At 64.8% G+C, this 23,554-nt stretch carries 25 protein-coding genes; 9 read left to right on the top strand and 16 right to left on the bottom strand.

From position 1 onward, the window contains the following. Positions 1-45: 45 nt before the first annotated feature. Positions 46-582, bottom strand: coding sequence for an XRE family transcriptional regulator (locus tag D7316_RS18635; RefSeq protein WP_124709582.1), 537 nt, complete (start codon positions 580-582; stop codon positions 46-48). Positions 583-676: 94 nt separating this feature from the next. Here D7316_RS18635 and D7316_RS18630 point away from each other — a divergent pair, with 94 nt between their 5' ends. Beyond that, positions 677-1,834, top strand: coding sequence for an aminotransferase class V-fold PLP-dependent enzyme (locus tag D7316_RS18630; protein WP_124709581.1), 1,158 nt, complete (start codon positions 677-679; stop codon positions 1,832-1,834). A gap of 14 nt (positions 1,835-1,848) precedes the next feature. Continuing rightward, positions 1,849-3,354 carry a Na+/H+ antiporter NhaC family protein gene (locus D7316_RS18625; RefSeq protein WP_124709580.1) on the top strand — a complete coding sequence of 502 codons (1,506 nt, stop codon included), beginning with the start codon at positions 1,849-1,851 and terminating at the stop codon, positions 3,352-3,354. Positions 3,355-3,363: 9 nt separating this feature from the next. Here D7316_RS18625 and D7316_RS18620 read toward each other — a convergent pair whose 3' ends face one another. Further along, on the bottom strand, positions 3,364-4,104 hold the full coding sequence (locus tag D7316_RS18620; RefSeq protein ID WP_124709579.1) for a heme peroxidase: 741 nt from the start codon (positions 4,102-4,104) through the stop codon (positions 3,364-3,366). A gap of 278 nt (positions 4,105-4,382) precedes the next feature. Here D7316_RS18620 and D7316_RS18615 point away from each other — a divergent pair, with 278 nt between their 5' ends. Beyond that, entirely contained in the window at positions 4,383-5,987 is a 1,605-nt protein-coding gene (locus D7316_RS18615; protein WP_124709578.1) for an HNH endonuclease signature motif containing protein, read from the top strand. Here the strand turns inward: D7316_RS18615 and D7316_RS18610 are convergent. The 3 genes from D7316_RS18610 to D7316_RS18600 all read right to left on the bottom strand — a co-directional run bounded on the left by D7316_RS18610 (position 5,971) and on the right by D7316_RS18600 (position 8,540). Continuing rightward, entirely contained in the window at positions 5,971-6,651 is a 681-nt protein-coding gene (locus tag D7316_RS18610) for a maleylpyruvate isomerase family mycothiol-dependent enzyme (protein ID WP_232016970.1), read from the bottom strand. The genes D7316_RS18615 and D7316_RS18610 overlap by 17 nt on opposite strands. Then, entirely contained in the window at positions 6,602-7,480 is an 879-nt protein-coding gene (locus D7316_RS18605) for a hypothetical protein (protein ID WP_124709577.1), read from the bottom strand. The genes D7316_RS18610 and D7316_RS18605 overlap by 50 nt, the downstream gene beginning before the upstream one ends. 88 nt (positions 7,481-7,568) lie before the next feature. Further along, positions 7,569-8,540, bottom strand: coding sequence for a DUF808 domain-containing protein (locus D7316_RS18600; RefSeq protein ID WP_124709576.1), 972 nt, complete (start codon positions 8,538-8,540; stop codon positions 7,569-7,571). 405 nt (positions 8,541-8,945) lie between these two features. On the opposite strand from D7316_RS18600, the gene D7316_RS18595 reads away from it, so the two are divergent. Together D7316_RS18595 and D7316_RS18590 are read left to right on the top strand one after the other, a co-directional pair. Further along, positions 8,946-9,269, top strand: a complete 324-nt coding sequence (locus D7316_RS18595) for a WXG100 family type VII secretion target (RefSeq protein ID WP_164473817.1) — start codon at positions 8,946-8,948, stop codon at positions 9,267-9,269. Then, the gene (locus D7316_RS18590) at positions 9,270-10,523 is read left to right on the top strand and encodes a BAR domain-containing protein (protein ID WP_124709574.1); all 1,254 of its coding nucleotides are present in this window, start codon (positions 9,270-9,272) and stop codon (positions 10,521-10,523) included. It abuts the gene before it with no gap. Positions 10,524-10,921: 398 nt separating this feature from the next. On the opposite strand, the gene D7316_RS18585 is transcribed toward D7316_RS18590, so the two are convergent. After that, a complete protein-coding gene (locus tag D7316_RS18585; protein ID WP_124709573.1) occupies positions 10,922-11,128 on the bottom strand; it encodes a hypothetical protein in 207 nt (68 codons plus the stop codon). A 112-nt stretch (positions 11,129-11,240) separates the two neighbouring features. On the opposite strand from D7316_RS18585, the gene D7316_RS18580 reads away from it, so the two are divergent. From D7316_RS18580 to D7316_RS18570, 3 genes are read left to right on the top strand one after another with little or no spacing between them, the layout of a single operon-like run. Next, positions 11,241-11,666 (top strand): hypothetical protein, encoded by a 426-nt coding sequence (locus tag D7316_RS18580; protein ID WP_124709572.1) that lies wholly within the window; start codon positions 11,241-11,243, stop codon positions 11,664-11,666. Positions 11,667-11,678: 12 nt separating this feature from the next. Next, a complete protein-coding gene (locus tag D7316_RS18575) occupies positions 11,679-12,749 on the top strand; it encodes an HNH endonuclease (protein ID WP_124709571.1) in 1,071 nt (356 codons plus the stop codon). Between the two features lie 4 nt (positions 12,750-12,753). Continuing rightward, entirely contained in the window at positions 12,754-13,719 is a 966-nt protein-coding gene (locus D7316_RS18570; protein WP_124709570.1) for an alpha/beta fold hydrolase, read from the top strand. Positions 13,720-13,724: 5 nt separating this feature from the next. On the opposite strand, the gene D7316_RS18565 is transcribed toward D7316_RS18570, so the two are convergent. The 4 genes from D7316_RS18565 to D7316_RS18550 form a co-directional block, all read right to left on the bottom strand. Further along, positions 13,725-14,138, bottom strand: a complete 414-nt coding sequence (locus D7316_RS18565) for a PIN domain nuclease (RefSeq protein ID WP_124709569.1) — start codon at positions 14,136-14,138, stop codon at positions 13,725-13,727. After that, a complete protein-coding gene (gene vapB / locus D7316_RS27685; protein WP_124709568.1) occupies positions 14,129-14,350 on the bottom strand; it encodes a type II toxin-antitoxin system VapB family antitoxin in 222 nt (73 codons plus the stop codon). Before vapB ends, D7316_RS18565 begins: the two co-directional genes overlap by 10 nt. A gap of 146 nt (positions 14,351-14,496) precedes the next feature. Further along, positions 14,497-15,249, bottom strand: a complete 753-nt coding sequence (locus D7316_RS18555; protein ID WP_164473816.1) for an SGNH/GDSL hydrolase family protein — start codon at positions 15,247-15,249, stop codon at positions 14,497-14,499. A 46-nt stretch (positions 15,250-15,295) separates the two neighbouring features. Further along, positions 15,296-15,670: a hypothetical protein gene (locus D7316_RS18550; protein ID WP_124709566.1), complete on the bottom strand. Its 375-nt coding sequence runs from the start codon at positions 15,668-15,670 to the stop codon at positions 15,296-15,298. A 476-nt stretch (positions 15,671-16,146) separates the two neighbouring features. On the opposite strand from D7316_RS18550, the gene D7316_RS18545 reads away from it, so the two are divergent. Further along, complete coding sequence (locus D7316_RS18545; protein ID WP_124709565.1) at positions 16,147-16,545, top strand: hypothetical protein; 399 nt, start codon at positions 16,147-16,149, stop codon at positions 16,543-16,545. Between the two features lie 220 nt (positions 16,546-16,765). Here D7316_RS18545 and D7316_RS18540 read toward each other — a convergent pair whose 3' ends face one another. From D7316_RS18540 to D7316_RS18515, 6 genes are read right to left on the bottom strand one after another with little or no spacing between them, the layout of a single operon-like run. Continuing rightward, a complete protein-coding gene (locus D7316_RS18540; protein ID WP_197718263.1) occupies positions 16,766-17,077 on the bottom strand; it encodes a DUF202 domain-containing protein in 312 nt (103 codons plus the stop codon). Beyond that, positions 17,074-17,463, bottom strand: a complete 390-nt coding sequence (locus D7316_RS18535) for a YidH family protein (protein WP_232016969.1) — start codon at positions 17,461-17,463, stop codon at positions 17,074-17,076. The genes D7316_RS18540 and D7316_RS18535 overlap by 4 nt, the downstream gene beginning before the upstream one ends. Before the next feature lie 5 nt (positions 17,464-17,468). Then, a complete protein-coding gene (locus tag D7316_RS18530; RefSeq protein WP_124709563.1) occupies positions 17,469-18,893 on the bottom strand; it encodes an aldehyde dehydrogenase family protein in 1,425 nt (474 codons plus the stop codon). A gap of 48 nt (positions 18,894-18,941) precedes the next feature. After that, complete coding sequence (locus D7316_RS18525) at positions 18,942-20,066, bottom strand: NDMA-dependent alcohol dehydrogenase (RefSeq protein ID WP_124709562.1); 1,125 nt, start codon at positions 20,064-20,066, stop codon at positions 18,942-18,944. Between the two features lie 56 nt (positions 20,067-20,122). Then, positions 20,123-22,018: an alkyl/aryl-sulfatase gene (locus D7316_RS18520; RefSeq protein WP_124709561.1), complete on the bottom strand. Its 1,896-nt coding sequence runs from the start codon at positions 22,016-22,018 to the stop codon at positions 20,123-20,125. A gap of 44 nt (positions 22,019-22,062) precedes the next feature. Further along, positions 22,063-23,454 carry an MFS transporter gene (locus D7316_RS18515; RefSeq protein WP_124709560.1) on the bottom strand — a complete coding sequence of 464 codons (1,392 nt, stop codon included), beginning with the start codon at positions 23,452-23,454 and terminating at the stop codon, positions 22,063-22,065. Positions 23,455-23,554: the final 100 nt, after the last annotated feature.

Raw genomic sequence — 23,554 nt, 5'->3', positions numbered from 1 at the left:
CGTCGAAGCCTACACAGCAAGCCAAGCGACCTGGGGCTCAGGTTCTCAAAAACTCGGCGGCGACGCAAACACCAAAAACACTGCCACCGAACCAGATTCATTCAAATACCGATGCGGCAGCCGCGAGTCATAGATCGCACTGTCCCCCGCGCCGAGCTCAATCCGCTCCCCCGCAACCTCGACCACCATCGCACCACTCTCCACAACGACGCACTCACTGGCCGGATGCGCATGCGGCTCCGCACTCGACACGTCGTTCGGCTCCAATCGTCCCCGCAGAACCTCCAGCGTCGCACTGGGCGGCGACAGCTTCTCGTACGTCAACGACCCGGTGGGCGTGGTGACCGAGACCCGACTGCCGGCGCGCAGCACGTTGACCGGGCTCGGCGCCCCGTCCTGGAACAGGTCGAACAGCGGCACACCAAGCGCCTCGGCGAGGCGCCGCAGCGTCTCCAGGCTCGGGTCGGCCCGCCCGTTCTCCACCTGACTGATCAGGCCCTGCGAGACACCCGCCTGCTCGGCGAGCTGCACCATGGTCAGCCCGCGCGCCTTGCGCACCTCGCGAATCGTCGTCCCCAGCACACCAGCATCATTGCAGGCGACCGAGTGAACCGACGGGTGGACCCAGATTAATATTCCGATTGACAGGGTTAATACCGTGCCGCAGGATTACTCCATGACCACAGTCCAGGAAGCCACCTCGTCGGCGACCGAGCAGCTTGCCGCGTTCCGCGCCCGGTTCCCGCACCTCGACGACGTCACGCACCTCGCCAGCTGCAGCCAGGGCGCGCTCTCGATCGATCTCCAGCGCCGCCTGCAGGACATGCAGGACGACCTCATCGCCGATCCGGCACCGTGGGGTCGCTGGATGGAACTCGTCGAGACCCTGCGAGCCCGGTTCGCCGCCCGCATAGGCGCCGCACCCGAGCAGGTCGCGATCGCACCGAACGCGTCGATCGCCGCCTACCAGGTGCGCTCCACCATCCACGCCCGCGGCAGCAAGGCGCTGCTGACCAGCGACCACGAGTTCCCGTCCGTCGGCCACGTGTGGCGCGCCTCCGCCGACGGCACCCCGATCCGGTCCGTGGCCGCCGACGACGTGCTGACCACCTCAGCCTGGACAGCGCAGATCGACGACACCGTCGGCCTCGTTTCCGCTCCGCTCGTCTCCTACGTCAACGGCACCAGGCCACCGGTCCGAGCCATCGCCGACGCCGCACATGCCGCAGGCGCCAAGATGTTTGTCGACGCCTACCAGGGCAGCGGCGTCGTCCCCTACACCGTCGACGAGCTCGGCTGCGACTTCCTCGTCACCGGCACCCTGAAGTACATGCTCGGCCTACCCGGCCTCGCCTTCCTCTACGTCCGCAATCCCGAGGAGCTCGACAACCCGGGACTCACCGGCTGGTTCGGCCGAACGAATCCGTTCAACTTCGACCCCGCGAACATCGATACCCCCTCCACCGCAGCCAAGTTCGAGACCGGCACTCCCGGCGTCCCGTCGGTGTATGCGGCACTCGGCGGACTCGACGCTCTCGACACCGTCGACGCCGACGCCGGCTGGGCGCACGTGCAACGGCTGGCCGAGCGCACCGCCACCGAGCTGCGCGCGCTCGGTGAGCAGATCGATCGCCCGGAGGATCTCGCGGTCGCGGGCCCGCAGGTGGCGCTCGTCGACGATGACCCCGACACCCTCGCCGCCTGGTTGCTCGCCGAACATCGCATCAGCACCGCACCTCGCGGCAAACGGCTACGAATCTCATTCCACTACTACAACACCGACAACGACGTCGACCGCATCATCGCAGCGATCGCGGCCTACCGCCGCCCCTGACATCGGAGTCCCTAATGGAAACCACCACCACACCCGACCGCCTCGAGTTCCGCGGCGGCATGTACGTCGCGTTCGTCGCACCGGTCATCTTCCTGGCCGGCGTGATCTCCTACTTCATCGCGTTCAACGTCTTCGACATGTCCGCACTCACCGCGTCCGGGCTGGTGGGTCTGCTCCTCGGCGCACTCCTGGCCCGCAAGTACTCGAGCTACTGGGATGCGGCGCTGCGTGGACTGTCGTCGCCGACGGCCAGCACGCTGCTGATGATCCTGCTGGCGGTGAGTCTGTTCTCCATGCTGCTGAGCACCTCGGGTGCGGCGAACGGATTGATCTGGGCGGCACAGGAAGCCGGGGTGTCCCCGAGCCTGTTCCCGGCGATCGCGTTCGTCATCGCGGGTGTGATGTCGATGTCGACGGGAACGTCGATCGGCACGCTGTTCACGGCGTTCCCGGTGATCTTCCCGGCCGGCACCGCGCTCGGCGCCCACCCGCTCCTGCTGGCCGGCGCCATCCTGTCGGGAGCGTTGTTCGGCGATAACCTCGCGCCGATCTCGGATTCGACGGTGGTGTCGTCGGCGACCCAGCGGTTCCGTCGCAAGGAGGGCGTCGCCGACATCGCGGGTGTGGTGCGCTCCCGCATGCGCTACTCGCTGACCACCGCTGCGATCGCCTTGGTGCTGTATGTCGTTGTCGGACTGGTCCTCACCAGTGATTCGGGTTCCATCACCACACCCACCGACGTCGGCCCGAAGCCGCTGATCATGCTCGTCGCTGTGGCGGTGCTCCTCGCGGTGGCGTTCTGGAAGCGTGACCTGTTCCTGGCCACCACGTGCGGGCTGGTCGTCGGCACGGTCATCGGGCTGGCGTTCGGTCTCATCACCCCCGCGGACATCATCTCCGCCAAAGACGATGCAGCGGCCGGTTTCCTCGTCGACGGCATCACCGATGTCCTCCCGCTGATCGGGCTCGGCATCATCGTGTTCGCCATCATCGGTGTGCTCGAGGGCTCGGGCGTATTCGACGCCATCGTCGAGGCGGTGACGAGCTCGCGATTCACCGCGACCCCGCGCGGCACCGAGGCCACCATCGCTGTCGGCGCCATCGTGTCGGGTGGGCTGTTCGCCGGCGTCAACGGACCCACGATGATGTTCTACGGACCGCTCGTCGACCGCATCGGCTCCCGCGTCAGCCTGCACCCCTATCGCCGGGCGAACGTGATGGACTGCAACGTCCTCGGCCTCGGTTCGGTCGTGCCGGTGGTCAGTTCGTTCCTGCTGATCGCCAGCATGCTGACCGAAGGTCCCAACGAGGTGTCGGCGCTGGCGCTGTTCGCCGTCACGTTCTATCCGCTGGTGCTGTCGGTGGTGATGGCGTTCTCCATCATCACCGGCTGGGGGCGGCGGTTCGAGGGGCCCGACGGGGAGGCGGTGCGCGAGCCCGTCACGCCTGTTGACGACGCTGCTATCACTCCGACGAACCCTGCGCCGCGATCGCACGAGGTCGCACCGAGCCCCCTCTAGGGCCGGGCTTCAGCGTCGCGTGGACTCGAACTGCCAGACGGTCAGATGGAACGCCACGGGGTCCCAGCCGACCTGCATCGCCAGCCTGTTCATCAGCTCAGCTGCGGACTCGGTACTCACTGACGTGACACCCAACGCCCGCGCCACATAGCCGGCGACGAGTGGGTCGGTCTTGGCACCCCCGATGCCGGCCAGCGCCAACAAATAGGTCCAGGTGACCCCTGATTCCTGCCCCGGAGCCGCACACCACATCCGCCGCAGCTCCCTCGCCCGGCCCCTGGCAATCGCTTCACTGAGATGATCAACAGTGGCAACACCACGTGTCGCGAACTTCAGCGCCACCTGCTGTACCGCCGAAGCCTTGACGGATGCACCTGCATCGCCCATGGCCTGCTGATCGTTGACCTTCTCTGCCCAGTTCTGTACGCCGCCCAACTGCTTGATGCTCTTCAGGAGCTCGTGCAATCCGTCGGTCTCCGCGTCAGCGTCATCCGCTCGGCGGTAGGCCACGTAATGGCTGACGACGTCGGCGGTCACTGCCGCGTCCTGGCCGCTCGCGTAGACGGCGTCGATCACGCATAACGCCAAGGACTTCCGATAGCCCGTCGGCACGAACCACAAGTCTGGATCGCCCAGATCGGCCCTCGCGGCCGCTTCTAGAGCTGCAAGATCGTTGGCACGCGCCCCGGCGAGATCGGGCGAGTATTGCGCCGCGCTTCTAGGGTTGTCGTGCGGGCCCGGCTGCGCCATGACGATCAGCTCCTTCGATCACCCCACCCTAAGCAATCCGATGGGATTTGTCGTTTCCACCGGCAGCTGATGTGGATCGTCGTGTGGTCAACTCGTGAAGTGCGATGTCTCAGGACATCGGTGACGCTGTCGAGCAGGTCCGTTGATGCGCGGGCCGCGGACCTGGTGAGGGCCGGTCGAGCTCACCTGCCCGCAACCAGAAATTCGCGGGTTGCACGCCGCAGCAATCGGGCGTATTCTCGAACATACATTCGAAGCACGGTCTCGCGGGGGTGAGTATGACCGAGCACAACAACAACGTTCACGACGTGACCGAGCCGTCACCGTCGAGTGAACCGCAGTCGGAGGTGCCGGGTCTGCTCGCCGAGCTACACGCTGTGCTCGATCGGTTGGCCGAGGCGGATGTGACGCAGTGTGCTGACGCCGAGTTGGTGGCGGTGGCCAAAGCCCACGAACGCGCGATCAACCGGATGATGTTCGAGGGCAACCGACAGATCCTGGAACTGTCGGATCGCGATGTGCCGCGGGCGATGGGGTTTCGGAGCCTGAGCAACTTCATGAACGCCGAACTGCGGGTGTCACATCCGGGCCGCCGCAGAAGGCAGATGACGGCCACCGCCCGGTTCCGCCAACTCGGTGGGCAGCGGGCCGAACCGAAGTATCCCACGCTGGCCGACGCGTTCGCCGCGGGTGCGGTGGGGCCGGCCCACCTCGACACCACCATCGAGTTCCTCGACGCCCTGCCCCACCGGCTGCCGCATGACCAGCAGGTGGCCGCCGAGGTCACCCTGGCCGGGATGGCCGGTGAGCACACCCCGACCGAGATCACCGCACTCGGGCATCGTCTGCTCGCCCATCTCGATCCCGACGGCGAGGTGACCGACGAGCGGGACCGTCGACGTCGCCGCAACCTGTGGGCCAACCGGGCCGATGCGCAGAAGATGTCGAAACTGACCGGGCATCTGGATCCGGAAACCCGTGCGTTGCTGGACATGCTGCTGGCGGTATGGGCCAAACCCGGCCTCAACAACCCCGACGACCCCGACTCGCCGCGTGGCGGCGAAGACGACGCCGATCCCGACGCACTCAAGGCCGCCGCCGACCGCGACAACCGATCGCAAGCCCAACGCAACCACGATGCGTTGGCGGCGTTGCTGCGGGCAGTGTTCACAGACGGGCTGCTCGGGAAGTCGCATCGCGGGTTGCCGGTGCAGTTGATCGTGAAGGCCGACCTCAACGACCTGATCCGCGAAGCCGGGGTCGGGGTCACCGCCACCGGCACCCCCCTGCCGATCGCCGACGTGATCCGTCTCGCCGGGCAGGCGCAGCAGTACCTGGCGGTGTTCGACGACGCCACCGCATTGCCCCTGTACTTCGGTCAGGCCAAACGGTTAGCCACCCGAGCCCAACGATTGGTGTCCTTCGCCCGCCCCGACGGCGAGGTCTGCTCGGCACCAGACTGTGATCAACCGGCCACCCACGTCGAGATGCACCATGCGGCTCGCGATTTCGCCGACGGCGGACTCACCGACATCGTCGATCTCGCTCCGGCCTGCCCACGCCACAACCGGATGGTCGGCCCTCGCGTCGGATACTTCACCACCGGCGTCCACCGCGACGGCCCAGACGCGGGCCGAACCTGGTGGCGACGCAACAACAGACCCGGCGCACCACCGAACCCTCAACGCCTCAACCGTCGCCCCGATGTCGCCGTTCTCTATCGGCAGCAGCTCGACCAGGCGCGTGCCCGCATCCACCCATCACTCAACGTCGAGGCGCCACCGCCCGAGCCCGACGAGAAACTGCACCCCGGCGAGATGCCGCAACACATCTCGCCCGTGGAAGCACGCCTCGCACTAACACTGCTCAAGCACGCCGCCTGAGTTGTGCCGCACCGTCACCGGCGAGCTCGTCCATGCCGGCCGACCGCCCTGTGAGGACCAGCAGCAGGGCCTCTGTCGGGCCTTCGACAATGGGCCCGTCGCCGGCTGCCCAGTCGACGTCGGTCGCCACCCAGCGCACCGTGGTCGGCACCTTCCCGAACATGCCGTCGCTGGCGGTGCCGACGAGAAAGTCGAGCACCACCCGCGTGCGGTCGGGATCGAGGTTCGCCGCGATACCGAGCGGCCGGCGAATGTCGAGGCCGTGCACCAGAACATCGGTGAGTGGCGCGCGCGGCCCCTGGCCCGGTGGGGTGAACCGCTTGTCGGCGTTGTCGCGCAGCGTCTTCGGAAGGTCCGGATGTACGCGTGCAACCTTGGCTGCCATTGCAATGTTGGCGTGATCGAAATTGCCACGAGCGCGCACCATCGCCAGGCCGAACCTGGGGATCGACACCACCAGCGGCACCACGAGATGAGCGAACACGTCGCGGCACGTCCAGCCGGTGCACAGCGACGGCGTCGCCCACTGTTCATCCGTGAACCTGCCGGCCACATCAGCAAGACGGCGACGCTCGTCGGCGATGGCGGCGAAGATCCTGTCATCGTTCACAGTGCTACCCATCATCCCTGTGCTCGAGCGTCTTCGCCAGCGGCGCAAGCGCATCCAAGTAGATTGAGGCGAGCATCTCCGACTCGTCGGCGGTGGCGCGCATCCGGTCGGCCTCGGAGACGTCCCACTGGGCATCGACCTCGTTCTCGAACTCGTCGATTGCGCTGACCCGGTCGAGCCAGTCCCGCTTGTCCTGTCGTTGCTGGATGGCGGCGACGATCTGCTGGTACTCGCCCAGCGCACCGAGCCGTTCGACAAGCCCGTCGAGCCGCCGCGACAGCAACAGAGCTTTCGCGGTGTAGGTGTCGACGACGTCTTCGTCGGCTCGCAGGTGCGTGGGTGGCTCACCGAGAAGCGCAACCTGCTCATGGACGTGGGCCGCCGACGTCGTGAGCGCGACGACCTCGGCCGCGAGGTCCACGCGGACACCGTGCAGGTCGAAGAAGGCGAGCTTCCAGGCCGGGTAGTCGCTCACGCGGTCGGCGACCATGCCGGCGGAGATGGCGATCTCGCCGATCGGGTCGTTGCGTAGTTGAGCGCTGTCATCCGAGCCGCCAGTCCAGGTGTCGACCGCGAGGTCCAGGTATCGCCGCGACTCGGTGGGTTCGGCGAACTCCTGGATCGCCCGGCACCGCGACCATCTGCGGGCGCGGGCCGCGCGCAGATCGTCGGCGAGCTGGGCGAAGGGGTCGTCGGGTACCTCCGCACTGGCGTCAATCGCCGGCAACTCGGGGCGGTCATCGCCGGCCGTGCCGTCGCCGCGCACCAGGCGGCCGATCCCGGTTCCCAGCGATCGGACACCGCTGACCACCCACGAACCGATCACGACCAACGCAATCGCGATCGCCGCCGCGACGACGACAATCACGAGGAGCTTGATCATTTCTCCAGTACAGCACGATCACGAGCGCCGCCGAGTCCGCAAACAGCGCTGGCCTCTGCAGCCGCGGACGGCGCCGAGACGATCCCACTCACTCCGGTGACTGAGCCGCTGCTTCTCTCCTGCCGCCACGCTTCGGGATGACGTGCATGATCGCCACGATGATCGCGCCGATCACCAATCCCACGAGCGCCGAGACCACGGTGCCCGCCGTCCACGACAGGACGCCGCCGAACCCGTGGGAGAGTTCCTCGAACCAGTGCTCGATGTCGTGCAGTCGGTCGGCGGGCCAATGGAATCCGGCCTCGCCGACGTTGACGATCAGGATGTGGCCGCCGACCCACAGCATCGCGGCGATGCCCACCACGGTCAGGGTGGACATGATCTTCGGCATCGCTTTGACCAAGCCGCGGCCGATCTTCTGGCTCACCGTCGACTGCCGTTGCGCCAAGGCGAGCCCGACGTCGTCCATCTTGACGATCAGCGCCACCACCCCGTAGACGAGTGCGGTGATGAGGAACGCCACGACGATGAGCACCAGCAGCCGGGTGAGGAACGGTTCGGATTCGACCGACGACAGTGAGATCACCATGATCTCCGCCGACAGAATGAGGTCGGTGCGGATGGCACCATTGACCATCGACTTCTCGAACTCCGGCCCCTTCTCCGACACCGGCACCTCGTCGGTGTGGTCGTGCCCGTGCCCGCCACCGAGCGCCTCGTAGACCTTCTCGGCACCCTCGTAGCTCAGGAACAGACCGCCGGCGATCAGCAGATACGGCAGCGCCTGCGGGAGGAACTGACTGAGGATCATCGCCACCGGCAGGATGATCAGCAGTTTGTTACGGATCGAGCCGACGGCGATCTTGCGGACGATCGGCAGTTCACGATCGGGGGTGAAGCCGTGGACATACCGCGGTGTCACGGCCGTGTCGTCGACGACCACGCCTGCTGCCTTGATGCTGGCCTTACCGGCTGCGGCGCCGATGTCGTCGATCGACGCCGCGGCCACCTTGGTCAGGGCCGCGATGTCATCCAACAAAGCCACGAGGCCACCGGCCACAGGAACCTCCAGACGAAAGGTGCACGAATCAGGAACAAGTATGCCCTGCGGTGGGTGGGGTCGGGAGGTGCGTCGGGGGTCCGACTGACGCATGCCCTCGCTTGGCGGCTAAGTGAGGGCATGGCTCCTGTGTGCCCTCACTTATCAGCGCGGTCGTCCCGAATCCGGGCAGTGGAGCGCAGTCTGCAGTATGGACAAGTCCTCGTCAGATTCTGGCTCAAGCCTCGTCGCGTGACGCATCGAACGATGTCACCAAAGCCACCCGAGATCGACGCATCAGCCAGCGAATTTGCTGTGCGGTCCGCCGGGCCCAATGAACGTGGCGGGCTGGTACACACCAAGCGTCTGTGGCCTGGATGAATGACACGACTGCTGTGTGCACGGCCAGTTGCTAGTCTGCACCGCATGACCGACTTCGAAGTCGACCCCGCCGAGCTCATCGCGGCGCGTGCCCGCATCACTTCCTGGCATGGCGATTGTGCCGATCAGTTCAGCCGATTCGGAAGCGCGGTCGGCGACAGCATCTCCTCGGGATGGGCCGGCAGTTCGGGGCAGTCCATGGCCAAGTTGGCGAGCCGGTGGGAACGCGAGCATCAGCGGTTGGCAGACAGGGTTCACCGCCATACGGAAGAGCTTCGGATCGCACACGAGACTTTTGTGCAGGTCGAACTAGAGAACGCCGAGGATCTCCGGCCCTCGGCGTCCGACCGATCACTCAGGCTCGACTAGATGGTATCTGTCGGGGATATCGACCGCTGGAACTCTGAGATGGTGCGGGAAGTCTTTCGTCAGACGCAGGCGAATATCGCAAACTGCGATACCACCATTACCCGCTTCACCAATCTCGACGTGTTCAATTCGTGGTCTGGGAAGACTGCCGAAGCGTCCAAAGATTCGATCAGTCAAACGATCAAAGATTTTTCCGCTCACCGAGACCAAGCTGCAACGATCAGTCTCGCCGCAAAACAGGCCGCCGACGATATCGACAGCGTGAAGTCGAAGCTTGCTTCGATCCGATCGGACGCGAACTCACTTGGGCTGTCCGTCCAGCCTGACGGAAAAGTCGCCGGCCCAACCCCTCCGCTCTGGCCAACCTGGTCTACCGCACAGCAGACCGATTACTTGATGAAAAAGCAGGCTATCCAAGATCGACTCGATCGACTACTTGTCGAGGCCGGACGGGTAGACGACGACCTCGCGGCTGTGATCGATGGGGCAGATGGCGATCTTCCAGTCGAGGACGTCGACCCACTCACCAACACGAGTAGCGTCACTCGAAAGAAGAACCAGATAAAGGCATTTCACGATCGATTCGGTTTTGATCCACGGACCGACAACGACTGGAAGCTTGCGGAGATTCTGGACACCAATACATACAACCCCGTCAACAAGGGCGTCGATTCGTCAGTCGTGGTCAAAACTATCGACAAAGTGCCCGGGGGCGGCCTTCAACGAATCAATGCATTCATTCCACGCGACAGCGTGAACAATATTCCCTACCAGAATCGAGGAGACGCACGCGGATTCGATCCGAATGCAGGGCCAGAGGATAGCCGTGTCTCCATCTACGTCGACTACGACCGCGGCGTGGTTGTGATGCGGCAGAACCCGTCCGTCGAGATCCCTTCGGGCGCGGTCAAGGTCGGCACCCCGACCATGGGGGTAGCTCAAGACGGAGATCGAGTCCAGGTGACGTTCGAGGCCAAGGATCCGTACATGCCGTTCTACGACCAGAAAGTCGGGCAATGGGCGTCGAGCACCGTCGGCACAAGTGTGCGGGGCACTCTCATCACAGAACCGTTTGACGGAGCTGCACCCGCACTGGACGGTCAATTGCCGAACTATCCAGCCTGGGAGGTCTATAACGACAGCGAGTCCGGCACCACCACCCCCGTCTACAAGTTCATGCCAGATCCATCAGACCCATGGGGACCCGCTAAACACCTCCCCGGCCATCACGAGGTGTCCGTTGGAGGCAACTGACGCCGAACGCGAGGAGCGATCTCCCCTGCTGCGACCATACTCACTCAAGCTCTTCCTGGTCTCCATTCCGATCAGCTATGCCCTCTTCATGATTGCGTTTTGGGGCATCGGCATAGTGCCCCACAGAGGTCCCGGCGCTACTGGCCTTGGCGCGAGTTTCGCCGTAGTCAGCCTCTGGTACGCGCTGTCCTGCTACGTGTGGATTCCGCTGACTTGGCTTGCGTCCTCGTTCGGGATCGCGATGTTCGACAGACGTGCACGATGAGCGATGAACCCATGCTGGCACTCCTCTAACCGGACCGCGGCACATGCTCCCGATCCTCCACCCCGACTATGTGTTCCCGCGCCCCTGCACCGACTACACAAGCCACCTCGGTTCTCGACAGGCACAAGCCCTTTCACTCCTGTGGAATCTGCACGCCGCCGACGATCCCATGATGGACGCCGATCACGCCGCCTGGTACATCCACCAGGCGAACGTCGCCAACGATGACCTGCTGATAGCGCCGCGACACCTTCGGCAAGAACTGTTCGACGCCACCACCCACGTCGTCACCAACTACCCGACGGCCGGGTCCGTTCGAGAGCATCACGTCGCAGGACATCACCTACATCGAGCTGTTCCCCATCATCGCGGGCTGGCAGCACGAGATCATCGAACAGAACGTGGCTGCGTTCATCGGCAGTCTGTACGAGCGCTGATCGAGACGGGATCGGATGACGACACCGAGCTACAACTTCGGTCCAGCACCGCAGTCGGCGATCGTCGTCGACGCCCAACACTTTGTGCTCGCGTTCCTCTTCGCCTTCGTCCGTCCCAAGATCTTTGTCAACGGTTGGGAGGTCCCGCACACGCGCTGGGGCCACAACGTCATCCCTGTGCCGCCCGGTCGCTACCATCTGCAGGTCTACGTGCCGTACTACCTGCCGTCGCGGGTCGGGCCGGCAGAACTATCCGTCACTGTTCACCCACAGCAGCCGACTGTCGTCGAGTACCGGGCACCGGTGTGGACATTCAGTCGTGGCGCGCTCGGTCCGAGTCCGCAACCGTGGAACGGATTCGGGATCGTCGTCGGAGTCGTCGGCGGAATGATGTTGTTGGGATTGGTGTTCGGTCTGGTTCCGTACTTCTTGCTGGCCTAGGCTGAACTCCTGATGCCGCCTCTCACCGATCCGCTGACGCTCGGCCAGAAGCTGGTCGCGGTGCTCGAGAGCGGCCGTCGCACCGCCACCTACAAGCTGGCAGTGCTCATGGCGCTGCTGGACCTCGCGGTCGAGTCCGTGCCCGACGACCTGGACGCTGCGGTGGACGTCGACCTCGACGACCTGACCACCCGCGTCATCGAACTCTATTGGCGACAGATGCGACCACTCGACGGTCATCGACTGCGGCAATCCTCCGATGGACGCGGCGTCATCTTCGACGCCGTCGCCAACCTTCGCTCCTCCGTCACCGCCACGCATCGCACGCCGTCGGTGGATCTGGTTGTCGCACAGGGATCGGGCGAGTACCTGGTGGCGCACGCCACGGTGAAGCAGACGCTGGTTCGCTATCCGCTGAAACTGCTACAGAATCTGACCACCACCGCGGAGAACGAGCGCTTTCTGTACGACGACTCGTGGATGGGCACCGCATCGAAGCGGGTGATCGCCGACCACGGCAACGCGCTCACCCTGTTTCCAGGCGTCTGTGTGACCCTCGCGCGCCTGGCGCCGCTCCTGAAGCCCGCATTCCAGCTCGCCTGGGTCGACGACGTACGGCGCATGAACAAGTCTGTGCTCGATGACGGGCTCGACCTCGCCCACCACCTGTTCGGCGCCGACAGGGTATCGCTGCAGCGTGCCGGTGACGCGCTGACTGAGCGGTTCGGACCGACGTGCTTCTACTGCAGCGCGTCGACCCGGAGCGGCCGGCACGTCGATCATGTGCTCCCGTGGTCGCGGGTCGGGATCGACGGACTGACGAATCTGGTGCTGGCCTGCCAGGGCTGCAACTCGAGCAAGTCCGATCTGTTGCCCGCGCCGGAGCACGTCGGACGAGCACTTGATCGCGGGCGGCCGGTGCTCGATGGGCTTGCCGCTGAGATCAACTGGCCCAGCCAGTATGAGCGCGTCGTGACCGCCGGACGCGGTCTCTACGCCACACAGCCGCCGAGCACACCAGTGTGGCAGGGGCGCAATCGGGTTGGGCTGTTGGCGCGGGTGGACTTCGAGTGGCCGGGATGAGGAGATGAGCACACAAATGTCGACGAGAACGCTGCACGTTAACGGCATCGACCTGGCTATCACCGAGCAAGGCGACGGCGATCCGGTCATCCTCTGTCACGGCTTCCCCGGACTCGGCTACTCCTGGCGACACCAGCTCCCGGCGATCGCCGGCGCCGGGTGGCACGCCATCGCCCCCGACATGCGCGGCTACGGCCGCAGCAGCCGACCGACCGACGTCGGCGCCTACGACCGCGCGACCACCGTCGCGGATATGGAAGGACTGCTCGACGCGCTGAACGTCGAGCGTGCAGTGTTCGCCGGACACGACTTCGGCGCCCATCTGGTGTGGGATCTGGCTCGTTGGATTCCCGAGCGCGTCGCCGGGCTGATCCAGCTGAGTGTTCCTCTGACACCACGAGCACCGATGCGGCCCAACGAGATCTCCGCATTCCTCGCCCGCGACCACTTCTTCCACATGCATTACTTCCAGCAACCCGGTGTCGCCGATGAAGAGCTCGACACCAACGTCGATGAGTTCCTCCGACGGGTGTTCTGGGCCTTGAGCGACACCGACCGCTACCTGACCTGCTGGGAGCATCCCGCCGTCGACAACGGCTACCTCGATGTGCTGCCACCGGCTCCGCCACTCCCGTGGGAGTGGTTTTCGGTCGACGAATTCCACTACTACGTAGACGAATTCACGCGAACCGGATTCACCGGTGGACTCAACTGGTACCGCGCCGCCGACCTCGTGTGGGAACAGAATGCCGAGCTGCACGACAAACTGGTCCTCGCGCCGACCGTTTTCATCGCGGGCGACCGCGACCCGGTTCTCGCGATGATGGGCCGTGATCCGCTCGCCGCCATGGCCTCGCTCGTCCCCGATTTACGCAACGTCGAGCTCATTCCGGGAGCTGGTCATTTTGTGCAGATGCAGGAGCCGGATCGGGTGAATGCGAAGATGGTGGAGTTTCTTGAGAGTCTATGACGAAGTCACGTCGACAATCGTTCGATGGGCTGGCCGGTCACCCCGGCAATATGCTCAAAATCCTTGTCTACGTGCAGGACACAATGACCGGCCAATTCTGCGGTGGCCGCGATCATCAAGTCTGGTATCGAGGGCGCGCGATGGTGTCCCTGCTCGGCCAACTGGAGTTGGACCTCTAGCGCTCTATCTTCGATCGCTGGCGTGACGTATTCCACGGGCATCGCCGATAGCGGGGAGCTCCGCAGAGCTGTCCGTGCATCGTGCGCATTCCTGGCTGAGTAGCCAACCTCGAGTCGGGTCATCGTCGCGATGCAGACAAGCCCCCGTTCAATTCGTAGCGCCCACTCACGGGCGTCCGGACTGCCGGCAAGACGAACCAGTGCCGACTTATCGATCAGCCACGAGTTCGTCACTGCCACGCTTGCGACATCAGGTGATCGTCGGCGAGCGCGGAGAACGTGTCGGCAAACGACTGCAGGTCTTCGACGGTCACGGAGGTCGACTCGGCACCAGCATCGAGAGCAAGCCGACGGCGCAGGTACTGGGTCCGCGAAAGACCCAACCGCGCGGCGCGCGCATCGATTGCGGCCACCACGTCATCGGGGACGCCTCGAATCAGGATATCGCTCACGGGAACCTCCCTACCTGGTGATATCGTACGCTATCGCGCCCCAGTGGGACACCGTTACGGCACCACGTACTGTTACGGCGACGCGGAGCCCGTGTGGCGCTCCCCGTGACTCTTGGACGCAGACGCCTCCGGGTTGGTTCCCTCGATCAGCGGCGAGATGGACTTGTCGAAATGCACTCCGTCGGCGAGCCACCAACCCACAGTTGTCGGATGATGTCCGATGCGAGGTGTCGATGTCCGCGCAGGGTCGGGTGCGCGCCGTCGGACTCGAACAGCCGCGGGTCTGACATCCAGTTCAGTGCGATGGGGTCGATGAATTGGACATCCTTCGCCGCCGTCGCCCGCTCCAGCGCGTCGCGTACTCGTTCGAGCTGAGGCAGCGGAATCGCCGGAACCTGGACCGGCCCGACCGCAACCAGGCGGGCGTCCGGGAGGGCAGTGCGTACTTCGTCGTAGGTGCGTTCGGCTGCGCGCGTGATCTGTTCGGGTGGGTATCGAATGTCGTTGTCGCTGCCCTGGATCAGGACAATGCGGGGATGCGCGCTGGCTGCGCGCGGCACTCGTTCGGGGTAGGTCGACTGTCCGTTCTTGCGCGAGCCGGAATTGACGTACCCGGTGCCGTCCTCACCGTCGACCTCCACGTCCCAGCACGTGCGGTCTTCGATGACCTCGGGATAGGCGTTGTCCTCGCCGTGGGTGAAGCCTGTGGCGTAGGAGTCGCCGAGGACGTAGAGGACGGGCGAACCGTTCGTCGGTGATAAGTCTGGGCCGGGCGACGGCGCACAGCCGGCCAGGAGCAGCGTGGTGAGGATGCACAGAATTGGGAGGAGCCCGTGGTCTCGCGGGGACCGGCGGGCAGGCCTCGACGCGCTCGCGGGAGCGGTCGACAGCGGACTCATCAGTTCACGAAAGCACAGTTGGTGGTCCGACGTGCGTCGGCTTCGGTCAGCTCGAGCCCAACGCGCCCACATCGATTAACATGACAATCGGTGCCGTCACGATGAATACCGGTGTGAACCCCGCCCAGAACGCACCGAGGAACCATCGGCACGTCTTGACGCGGGCGAACATCAGGCCGCCGACTCCGTAGACAATGATCGGCACGAGTGCCCAGATCAGCCAGAACACGAGCGGTGGGTTTGAGATGCTTGAGTTGTAGTGAGCGGATGCCCCTGCGCCGGTCACGGGCAGTTGCGGAGTGATCGTCGACGCCAACAACGGCAAGCACACGCCGAGAACGCATCCGGTGAGGAAAACGAGACCGGGAATCGCAGTGTCCACGACGTACGCCCATCGACGGCGCTTCGCATCGATGCTCAACGGCCACTCCCCGCTCACCCACCATGGTGGAACCGGCGTCGGTCACTGCCTGAGCGCGCGCCGACTCCCCGACAATGGCAGGAAGTGATGGCACGCCGCAAGGACAACCGCGCCGAGTGCGATGGGAGTGGCGACGAGGGGAAGGCCCAGAATGCCGCCGAGTTCGCGACAGCAGCAAACGACAGTCCGCCGTATGCGACGACCGCTGGCCACGACGCCACCGGCGCGGCCACCACTGCCGGCGTGCACAGGAGCAGCGCGAGCACCACGACTGACCGCCGGCTGAGCTGACTAAGACTTGGTGAGCGTAGCTTCCGACGTTGGAGCAAGATCGCACTCCGTTGCCGACCATTATCCTTTGGGGACGGAGGGACAGCAGTCTGCGTCTCCAACAATTGTGGTGATCCAATACTCCACACTCCCTTCAGCATGGGCGTAGCATCCGGTTCACCATTGCCTCGCAAGGAACCAACCCTGTGAAATCTCGCAGCGCACTCGCCGCTCTCGTGTCTGGCATCGCCATGACCGCCGCGATCGCCTCGACTGGCGCGGCCGGCGCCGCGGTCCTGCCGCCAGGGCCTCAGCTCGATGGTGCTGCGTACGGCATTGTGCGAGGCTGTAGCTATACCATCAGCGCTTTGGCAGACGGTGCCGAACCCGTCTATTTCCAAGCTGCAAAGCCAGGCGAACCCGCCGTGTTCATCGGCTATGCACAAGTGATTAACGGCCGGGCGACCGCCGCGAACAGATTTCAGCCGCCAGTCGCGGGAGACTGGACATTGTTTGCATCACAGGGCGAGCAGTATCCGCCGCTTACCACCAAGGTAACCGTCGTCGAGGGTCTGAACTTCGGCAGCATGTGCGTGGGGTTCTAACTGCGGCGGCTGTGATGCAGAGGTGCGCCACCCGACAGTTGGCAACCAAGACTTGTAGTCAATCCACGGATCGGCCTCTACGAGGATCCCGGACAAGCTTGCGGACTGCAGAGCGCAATGAGGCCCATCGATTCTAAGTCACCTCTGGAATCGGCCTGTCCACACTGAGTTCTCGCAGAAGCCGCATCCCCCCGGGCGCCTTCTCGAGGATCTTGCCGGGCTAGCCCACCGCCATCGACACACCCGCACAAGCGATCGCGAGCACGATCGCGACCAACAGCTTGGCGGGCATCTGCTTTCCGCATCCCGGGTCTGCTCGATAGCGCCGACGGCGCACTGCCATTCCACCGCACAGCGCTGCCACGACGACGCCGCACAGGACGACCGTTGCACCGCGCATCACTGTGTGCTCCAGCATGAGCGCACGACCGGACAGCAACAGGACCCCGCCGGCGGTCAACGTCGTTCGACGCCAGGCCAGCAGCGTGCGTTCGGGCTGCAGCCCCGGATCGCGCCGCACAGCCGACCTCACGCGATCACGATCACCAGGCAGGCCAGCGCGATCGCGCACAGACCGCCGACCGTGACCTGCACGATGGCGGCCGGCGGTAGCGGATCGTCGCGACGCATCGCCATCTGCACACGTCGCCATCGATAAAACGCGCCGAGCGACAGTACGGTGGCTACCACCACACACGCCACCGCGAGCACCTCGTGGTGGAATTCGCCTGTGTCGCCGATCAATTCACCTGCCGCGACACCTGCGGCCAGCAAGGCCAGCGCCGTGCGGACCCACGCGAGGAAGGTGCGTTCGTTGGCCAGGGTGAAGCGGTAGTCGGGTTCCTGATCGATCACCGCTATCACCCCTTCCGTCTCTGTCTCCTCCGCGGCGCTCGACGTACGGTCCCTCCGATCCACCGCCGTCACCCCTGGATCGCCTTCACCTCCAGAAACTCTTCCAGCCCGTGGATGCCGAACTCGCGTCCGTTGCCCGACTGCTTGTGTCCACCGAACGGCGCGTTCGGGTTGAAGTCGGCGCCGTTGATCGCGATCTGGCCCGCACGGATGCGGCGGGCGACGGCCCGGGCACGGTGAGTGTCGCCCGACCACACCGACGCTGCGAGCCCGTATTCGGTGTCGTTGGCGATGCGGACCGCGTCGTCCTCGGTGTCATACGGGATGACCGACAGCACGGGTCCGAAGATCTCCTCACGATGAATCGACATGTCGGTGGTGACCTCGGAGAAGACCGTCGGCCGGACGTAGTAGCCGACAGGCAGTTCGGCGATAGGCTCGACGCCACCGGTGACCAGCTTGGCGCCCTCCGCGACTCCCTTCTCGATGTAACCGCGCACCCGCGTCAACTGCGCCTCGGACACCAGCGGACCGAGCACGGTGTCCTCAGCGTCTGGTGCGCCGACGGTGAATGATTCGGCCACATGCCTGGCGATGCTCTCGACCTCACCGATCTTGCTGCGGGGCACCAGCAACCGCGTCAAGGCTGAGCAGGTCTGACCGGAATTGAGAAATGCCCACTGCACAGCGTGCGGAACGACCTCGGCAGGGTCCGCGTCGTCGAGCATGATGTTCGGGCTCTTGCCGCCGAGTTCCAGGGCCACCCGCTTGACGGTCTGGGCGGCGAGTTCTCCGACGCGCCTTCCGGCGGGTGTGGAGCCGGTGAACGAGATCATGTCGACGTCGGGATGGGCCACCAGCGCCTCGCCGACGGTGGGTCCCCGTCCGCTGATCAGGTTGAACACACCGTCGGGCAGGCCCGCGGCGTCGATGATCTCGGCGAGGATCACCGCGTTGAGCGGGGCAACCTCACTGGGTTTCACGACCACGGTGTTACCCGCGGCCAGGGCGAACGCCACCTTGCCGGCGAGCTGGTGCAGTGGATAGTTCCACGGAGTGATGGCCCCTACGACGCCGATGGGCTCGCGCACGATCCGCGACGGACCCTCCGGCCGCTCGTATGCGTACTTCTCTCCGAGGTCTGCGGCCTGCCGAAAGCTGTTGACAGGTAACGGGAGCTGCAGTTCTGCAGCAAAGCTGTGCGGCGTTCCCATCTCGTCGGAGATCGTCCGGATGAGCTCCTCGGCGCGATCCTCGATCCCTTGGGCGATGGCACGCAGGTACGCTGCGCGCTTGTCGGGTGCGGTGCTCGACCACGCCGAGAGTGCACCGCGGGCCGCGCTCACGGCTGCGTCGACGTCTGCCGGGGTTCCGTCGGGCACGGCGGCGAGAACGCTCTCGTCCGCCGGGTTGACGACGTCGATGGTGCCGGTGCCCGCCGAGGCAACCCACGTGCCGTTGATGTAGAGATCGCTGAAATGTTCTGATTTCATGCTGGTTTCCGTTTCTGGATCGCTGGAGTCAGTGCCGCTGAATCCGAGTCAGTAGTCGGCATCCGTGTACCGGATGACACCGCGGAGATTCTTGCCGGCGAGCATGTCGGCATACCCTTGGTTGATCTCTTCGAGCTTGTACGTCGTCGTGACGAGTTCATCCAGTTTGAGTGCACCGCTGCGGTATTCGTTGAGCAATGCCGGTATCTGGGTGCGCGGACCTGTTCCACCGAAGATCGCTCCTTGCAGGCGCTTCTGCAGAAGGGTGAGTTCGAACAGACTCAGTGTGACCGCGACGTCCTCGAAATGTCCCATGCCTGTCACCACAACGTTCCCACCCTTGGCGGTCAGCGCCATTGCGGGTGCGATCATGTCGCCCTCCAGCTCACCGACGGTGATGACGGTGACGTCGGCGAGTGTCCCCCAGGTGAGTTCGCGGACCGGTTCCAGCGCCTCCTCCATGGACTCGAACGCGTGGGTGGCGCCGAATTCGATTGCTTTGTCCCGCTTGAAGGCAACCGGATCGACGGCGATGACGTGGCGGGCGCCGGCGGCGGCAGCACCTTGGACCGCGTTGATCCCGACGCCGCCGCAGCCGACGACGACAACCGAGTCGCCAACTGTTGTCCCACCCGCGACGGTGGCTGATCCCCATCCGGTCGCGACACCGCAGCCCAGCAGTGCAGCCGACTCCAGCGGGATGTCCTTCTCGATCTTCACGACCGACGCCTGGTGCACGGTGATGTACGGCGAGAACGTGCCCAACAGACACATCTGGCCGAGTGGCTGTCCATTCGCGGTGACCCGGAATCCGTCGTCGGCGATCGCCTGTCCGGTCAGCAGCCGCGCACCTTCGTCGCAAAGGTTCTGCAAGCCGCTCGAACACGGCCGGCACGTGCCACAGGCCGGGATGAACGCGGTCACCACATGGTCGCCCTCGGCGAATCCGGTGACGCCTGCGCCCACCTTGGTGACGACGCCGGCTCCCTCGTGGCCACCGACGATGGGCAGCGGTGCGGGGCTGGCACCCGTGCGCAGGTGATGATCCGAGTGGCACATGCCGCTCGCAACGAGGCGGACCTGCACCTCACCGGGCACCGGATCGGCCAGTTCCACCGTCTCGATCTGCCATTCCTCGTCGATGCCACGCAGAACTGCGGCCTTGGTTTCCATCTGGGCTCCTCGCTGAAGTGTGATTCGGGGTGAGAGTGTTTGTGGGGGAATGCTCGTCACGGTGTGACGATGTCGAAACTCCGGCTGAAGGTGTCGAACAGGGTGAAGAGGTCGTACACGAGTTCGTCGTCCCCGGACAGATCAACCGCGCCCGCGCTCACCGCGTCGGTGAGCGTGGCCGCTCCCAGCGCCAACCCGGTCAGTGTCGGCTTGTCGAGGCGCACGGAGGTGTCGGCGTCGGCGTGGCCATCCACCGGCGTGCAGATGAGAACTCCGTGTATCAGTTCGGCAAGTCGCGTCTCGCCGGTGTCGGTGACATGCACGAGCACTGTGAAGTTGCGTCCGCTCGCCTTGGGACCGTTGAGCCGAATGGCCAGGTAGTCGAACAGCATGTCGGTGGTCATTGCCGACAGGACGTCGGACGTGCCGAGCGTGGCCTCGTCTGTGCGCACTCCCTCCCGAAGATCCTGTGCTCCGGTGAGGTAGAAGTTTCGCCATGGCGCCGACTCAGCTTGATAGCCGAGCTGCTCCAATGCGTCGGCCTGCAGTTCGCGCGCCGAGGTGTTGTCCGGATCGGCGAACACAACGTGGTTCACGACCTGCGCGACCCAGCGGTAGTCACCGTCGTCGAACGACCTGCGCGCCTTGGCGAGAATCACCTCCGCACCACCCATGAAGTCGACGTAGCGGCGAGCAGACTCGACCGGCGGATGGGGGTGCAGATTCGCCGGGTTGCCGTCGAAGAAGCCGAGATACCTCTGGTAGACCGCCTTGGCGTTGTGGTTGAGGCTTCCGTAATACCCGCGGGCCGTCCACGTGGTGGCGAGTCCTTCAGGGAACTCGATCATCTCGGCGATCTCGACCATCGTGTGCCCATGTGCGGCGAGTCTGAGGGTCTCGTCGTGGATGTAGCGGTAGAGGTCGCGCTGCTCGGTCAGGAAGTCTCGGATCGAGTCGGTCCCCCACACCGGCCACTGATGGCAGATGAACATCACATCAGACTTGTGTCCGTAACGCCGCATCGCCTCGTCGATGTATCGACTCCACGCCGCCGCGTCGCGGATCTGCGCTCCACGCGGTGTGTACAGATTGTGCATGTGGTGAGACACGTTCTCGGCCATGCACAATGCCCGCATTTCGGGAATGTAGAAGTGCATCTCGGCCGGCGCCTCGGAGTCCGGTGTGAACTGGAACTCGATACGGACACCGTCGAGGACGAGCTCTTGCCCGCTGTCGGAGATCAGATCCGTGGGCTCGATCAAGCTGATCTGACCCTGTGACAATGCGATTCCCAGTCCCGTGGAGACCATCCCGGTCGGGTCGACGGACAGATTCTGCCCATACATGTACTGGGCGCGCCGGTACATGGCGTTGCCTGCGTACACGTTCTCGCTCACCGTGTGTTCCATGAACCCGGAGGGTGCCACCACCCGAACACCGCCAGGGTGGATGTCGTCCTCGTCGATGAGAGCCTTGACCCCACCGAAATGGTCGGCATGGCTGTGGGTGTAGATGATCGCACGGATCGGTCGCTCCCCCAGATGGTCGTACACCAATTCGATTGCAGCTCGAGCGCATTCGACGGAGGTGAGGGGGTCGACGATGATGTAGCCGCTCTCGCCCTCGATGACGGTCATGTTGGAGATGTCGAATCCTCGGATCTGGTGGATCCGGTCGGTCACCTTGAACAAGCCGTGTGCCATGTGGAGTTGCGAGATTCGCCAGAGGCTGGGGTTGACCGTCGTCGGCGATTCGTCCTGGAGAAATGCGTACTGTTCGAGGTCCCACACCACCCGGCCGGAGTCGTCAGTGATCACCAACGGGTCGATCGTGCCGATGAATCCCTGTCGCGCGTCGGCGTAGGCCTGCCGATCCTGGAAGGGCAGTTGATCAACGACCTTCGCGTTGGCCGTGATGGTGTGTTGGGTGGCTGGTTTTGCGATGCTGCGCACGGAGTCTCCGTTCGTGGTTGTGAAACGTTGGAAAGGTTCAGGTGTCAGTTCGTTGCTGCACCGGCGGCGGTCAGGCGGGCCTTGTCGCGTTCGGGGCGGATCATCGTCACCGCCAATACGCCACCGCAGATCACGATGAGCCCGGTGATGCCGAAGACTGCTGTGTAGCCCGAGTCGGTGGCGCTCTCGGCCGCACCGACGAGCACACCGGCGACGAATGGTGCGATCACCCCGGCCAGGCTGTACACCGCCACGAAGGCTCCCAGCACCACCCCGCGCTGGCCGATCGGCGCGATCTCGCCGCAGACAGTGGTCGCGGCTGCGAACACGGCGCCGGACAAACCCAGTCCCAGCGCCACCAGGACGATGGTGAATCCGCTGTGCGGCAGGTACACAAATGCCAGGGTGCAGATGCCCGACGTGAGCAGGATGATGCCGGGCAGGACTCCCCGTGCCCAGCGACTCGACACGCCCCTGTGCATCAGGCGCTGGACCACCAGGCCCTGGGCCAGAAGGGTGATCACCGCGACGATCCACGGCAGGGTTGCGATGAATCCGGTCTCGGTCTTGCTGTAGCCGAGATCATCGGTCAGGAAGGCGGGCAGCCAGGCGATAAGCAGGGATACCGACCAGTACGCGGCGAAGGAACTCAGCGCACATCCGAGCCAGGTCCGTGAGGTCAGGATCTGCCATAGCGGGACGTGAACCCGATCGATGGGACGGGTGAGCTCCGGCCGGGCCGCGACGCTGTGGACATCGACGGGGCCCTCGCGACCGATGACAACCCACAGGGCACTCCACACCAACCCGATGACGGCGACGAGGACGAAGGCCGACCGCCAGCCGTGGTTGACGATCATCCACGACAGCGCGGGTGCGCCGACGATGATCCCGACCGAAGTCGCGATGGTGAGCAATGCCGTCGGGATACTGCGATCGGCGTCCTCGAACCACTTGTGCAGCGCGTGCTGGGCAACGCCGAACGCGGGACCCTCGGCCGCGCCCAACACGATTCGCGACACCAACAGGACGGTGAAACCGGCAGGCCCGATGACCGGCAACATCGAGACGGACCAGATCAGCGCGAGGACGAGCAGCACCTTGCTGGTGCTGAATCGGTCGGAGAGATGGCCGACGACGAGCGCTGCGACGCTGAACAAGAGGAAGAACGCGCTCGAGATGGTGCCGTATTGCTGGGCAGAGATGCCGAACTCGGCGCGAATGCTGGTCGCGGACAATCCCAGCACTGCCTTGTCCGCGAAGTTGATCATCATCAACACCATCAACATCGCGGTGATCATCCAGGCGCGAGTGCCCCCGACGACGGGCGCGGGTAACCGCGCACCACGAAGACCGGTTCGACGCGCCCGCGCCGGCGCAGGCGCCGGTGCTATCGCCGTCGGCTCACCGCGTTGCTGAGTGATCGGTTGATCCATCAAAGGTCCTAGGGTCGAGGACGACTGCCGTCGCCGGAACGAAGTCGGTTGGCCTGCCTCTCGGACGAGGCGCGGCGGGTCGGGTCGGGTCGGGTTCGCG

The sequence above is a fragment of the Gordonia insulae genome (assembly GCF_003855095.1).
GTDB classification, from domain to species: domain Bacteria; phylum Actinomycetota; class Actinomycetes; order Mycobacteriales; family Mycobacteriaceae; genus Gordonia; species Gordonia insulae.
Note: the sequence above shows the minus strand (reverse complement) of the source record. Positions and strands in the feature narration are given on the sequence as shown.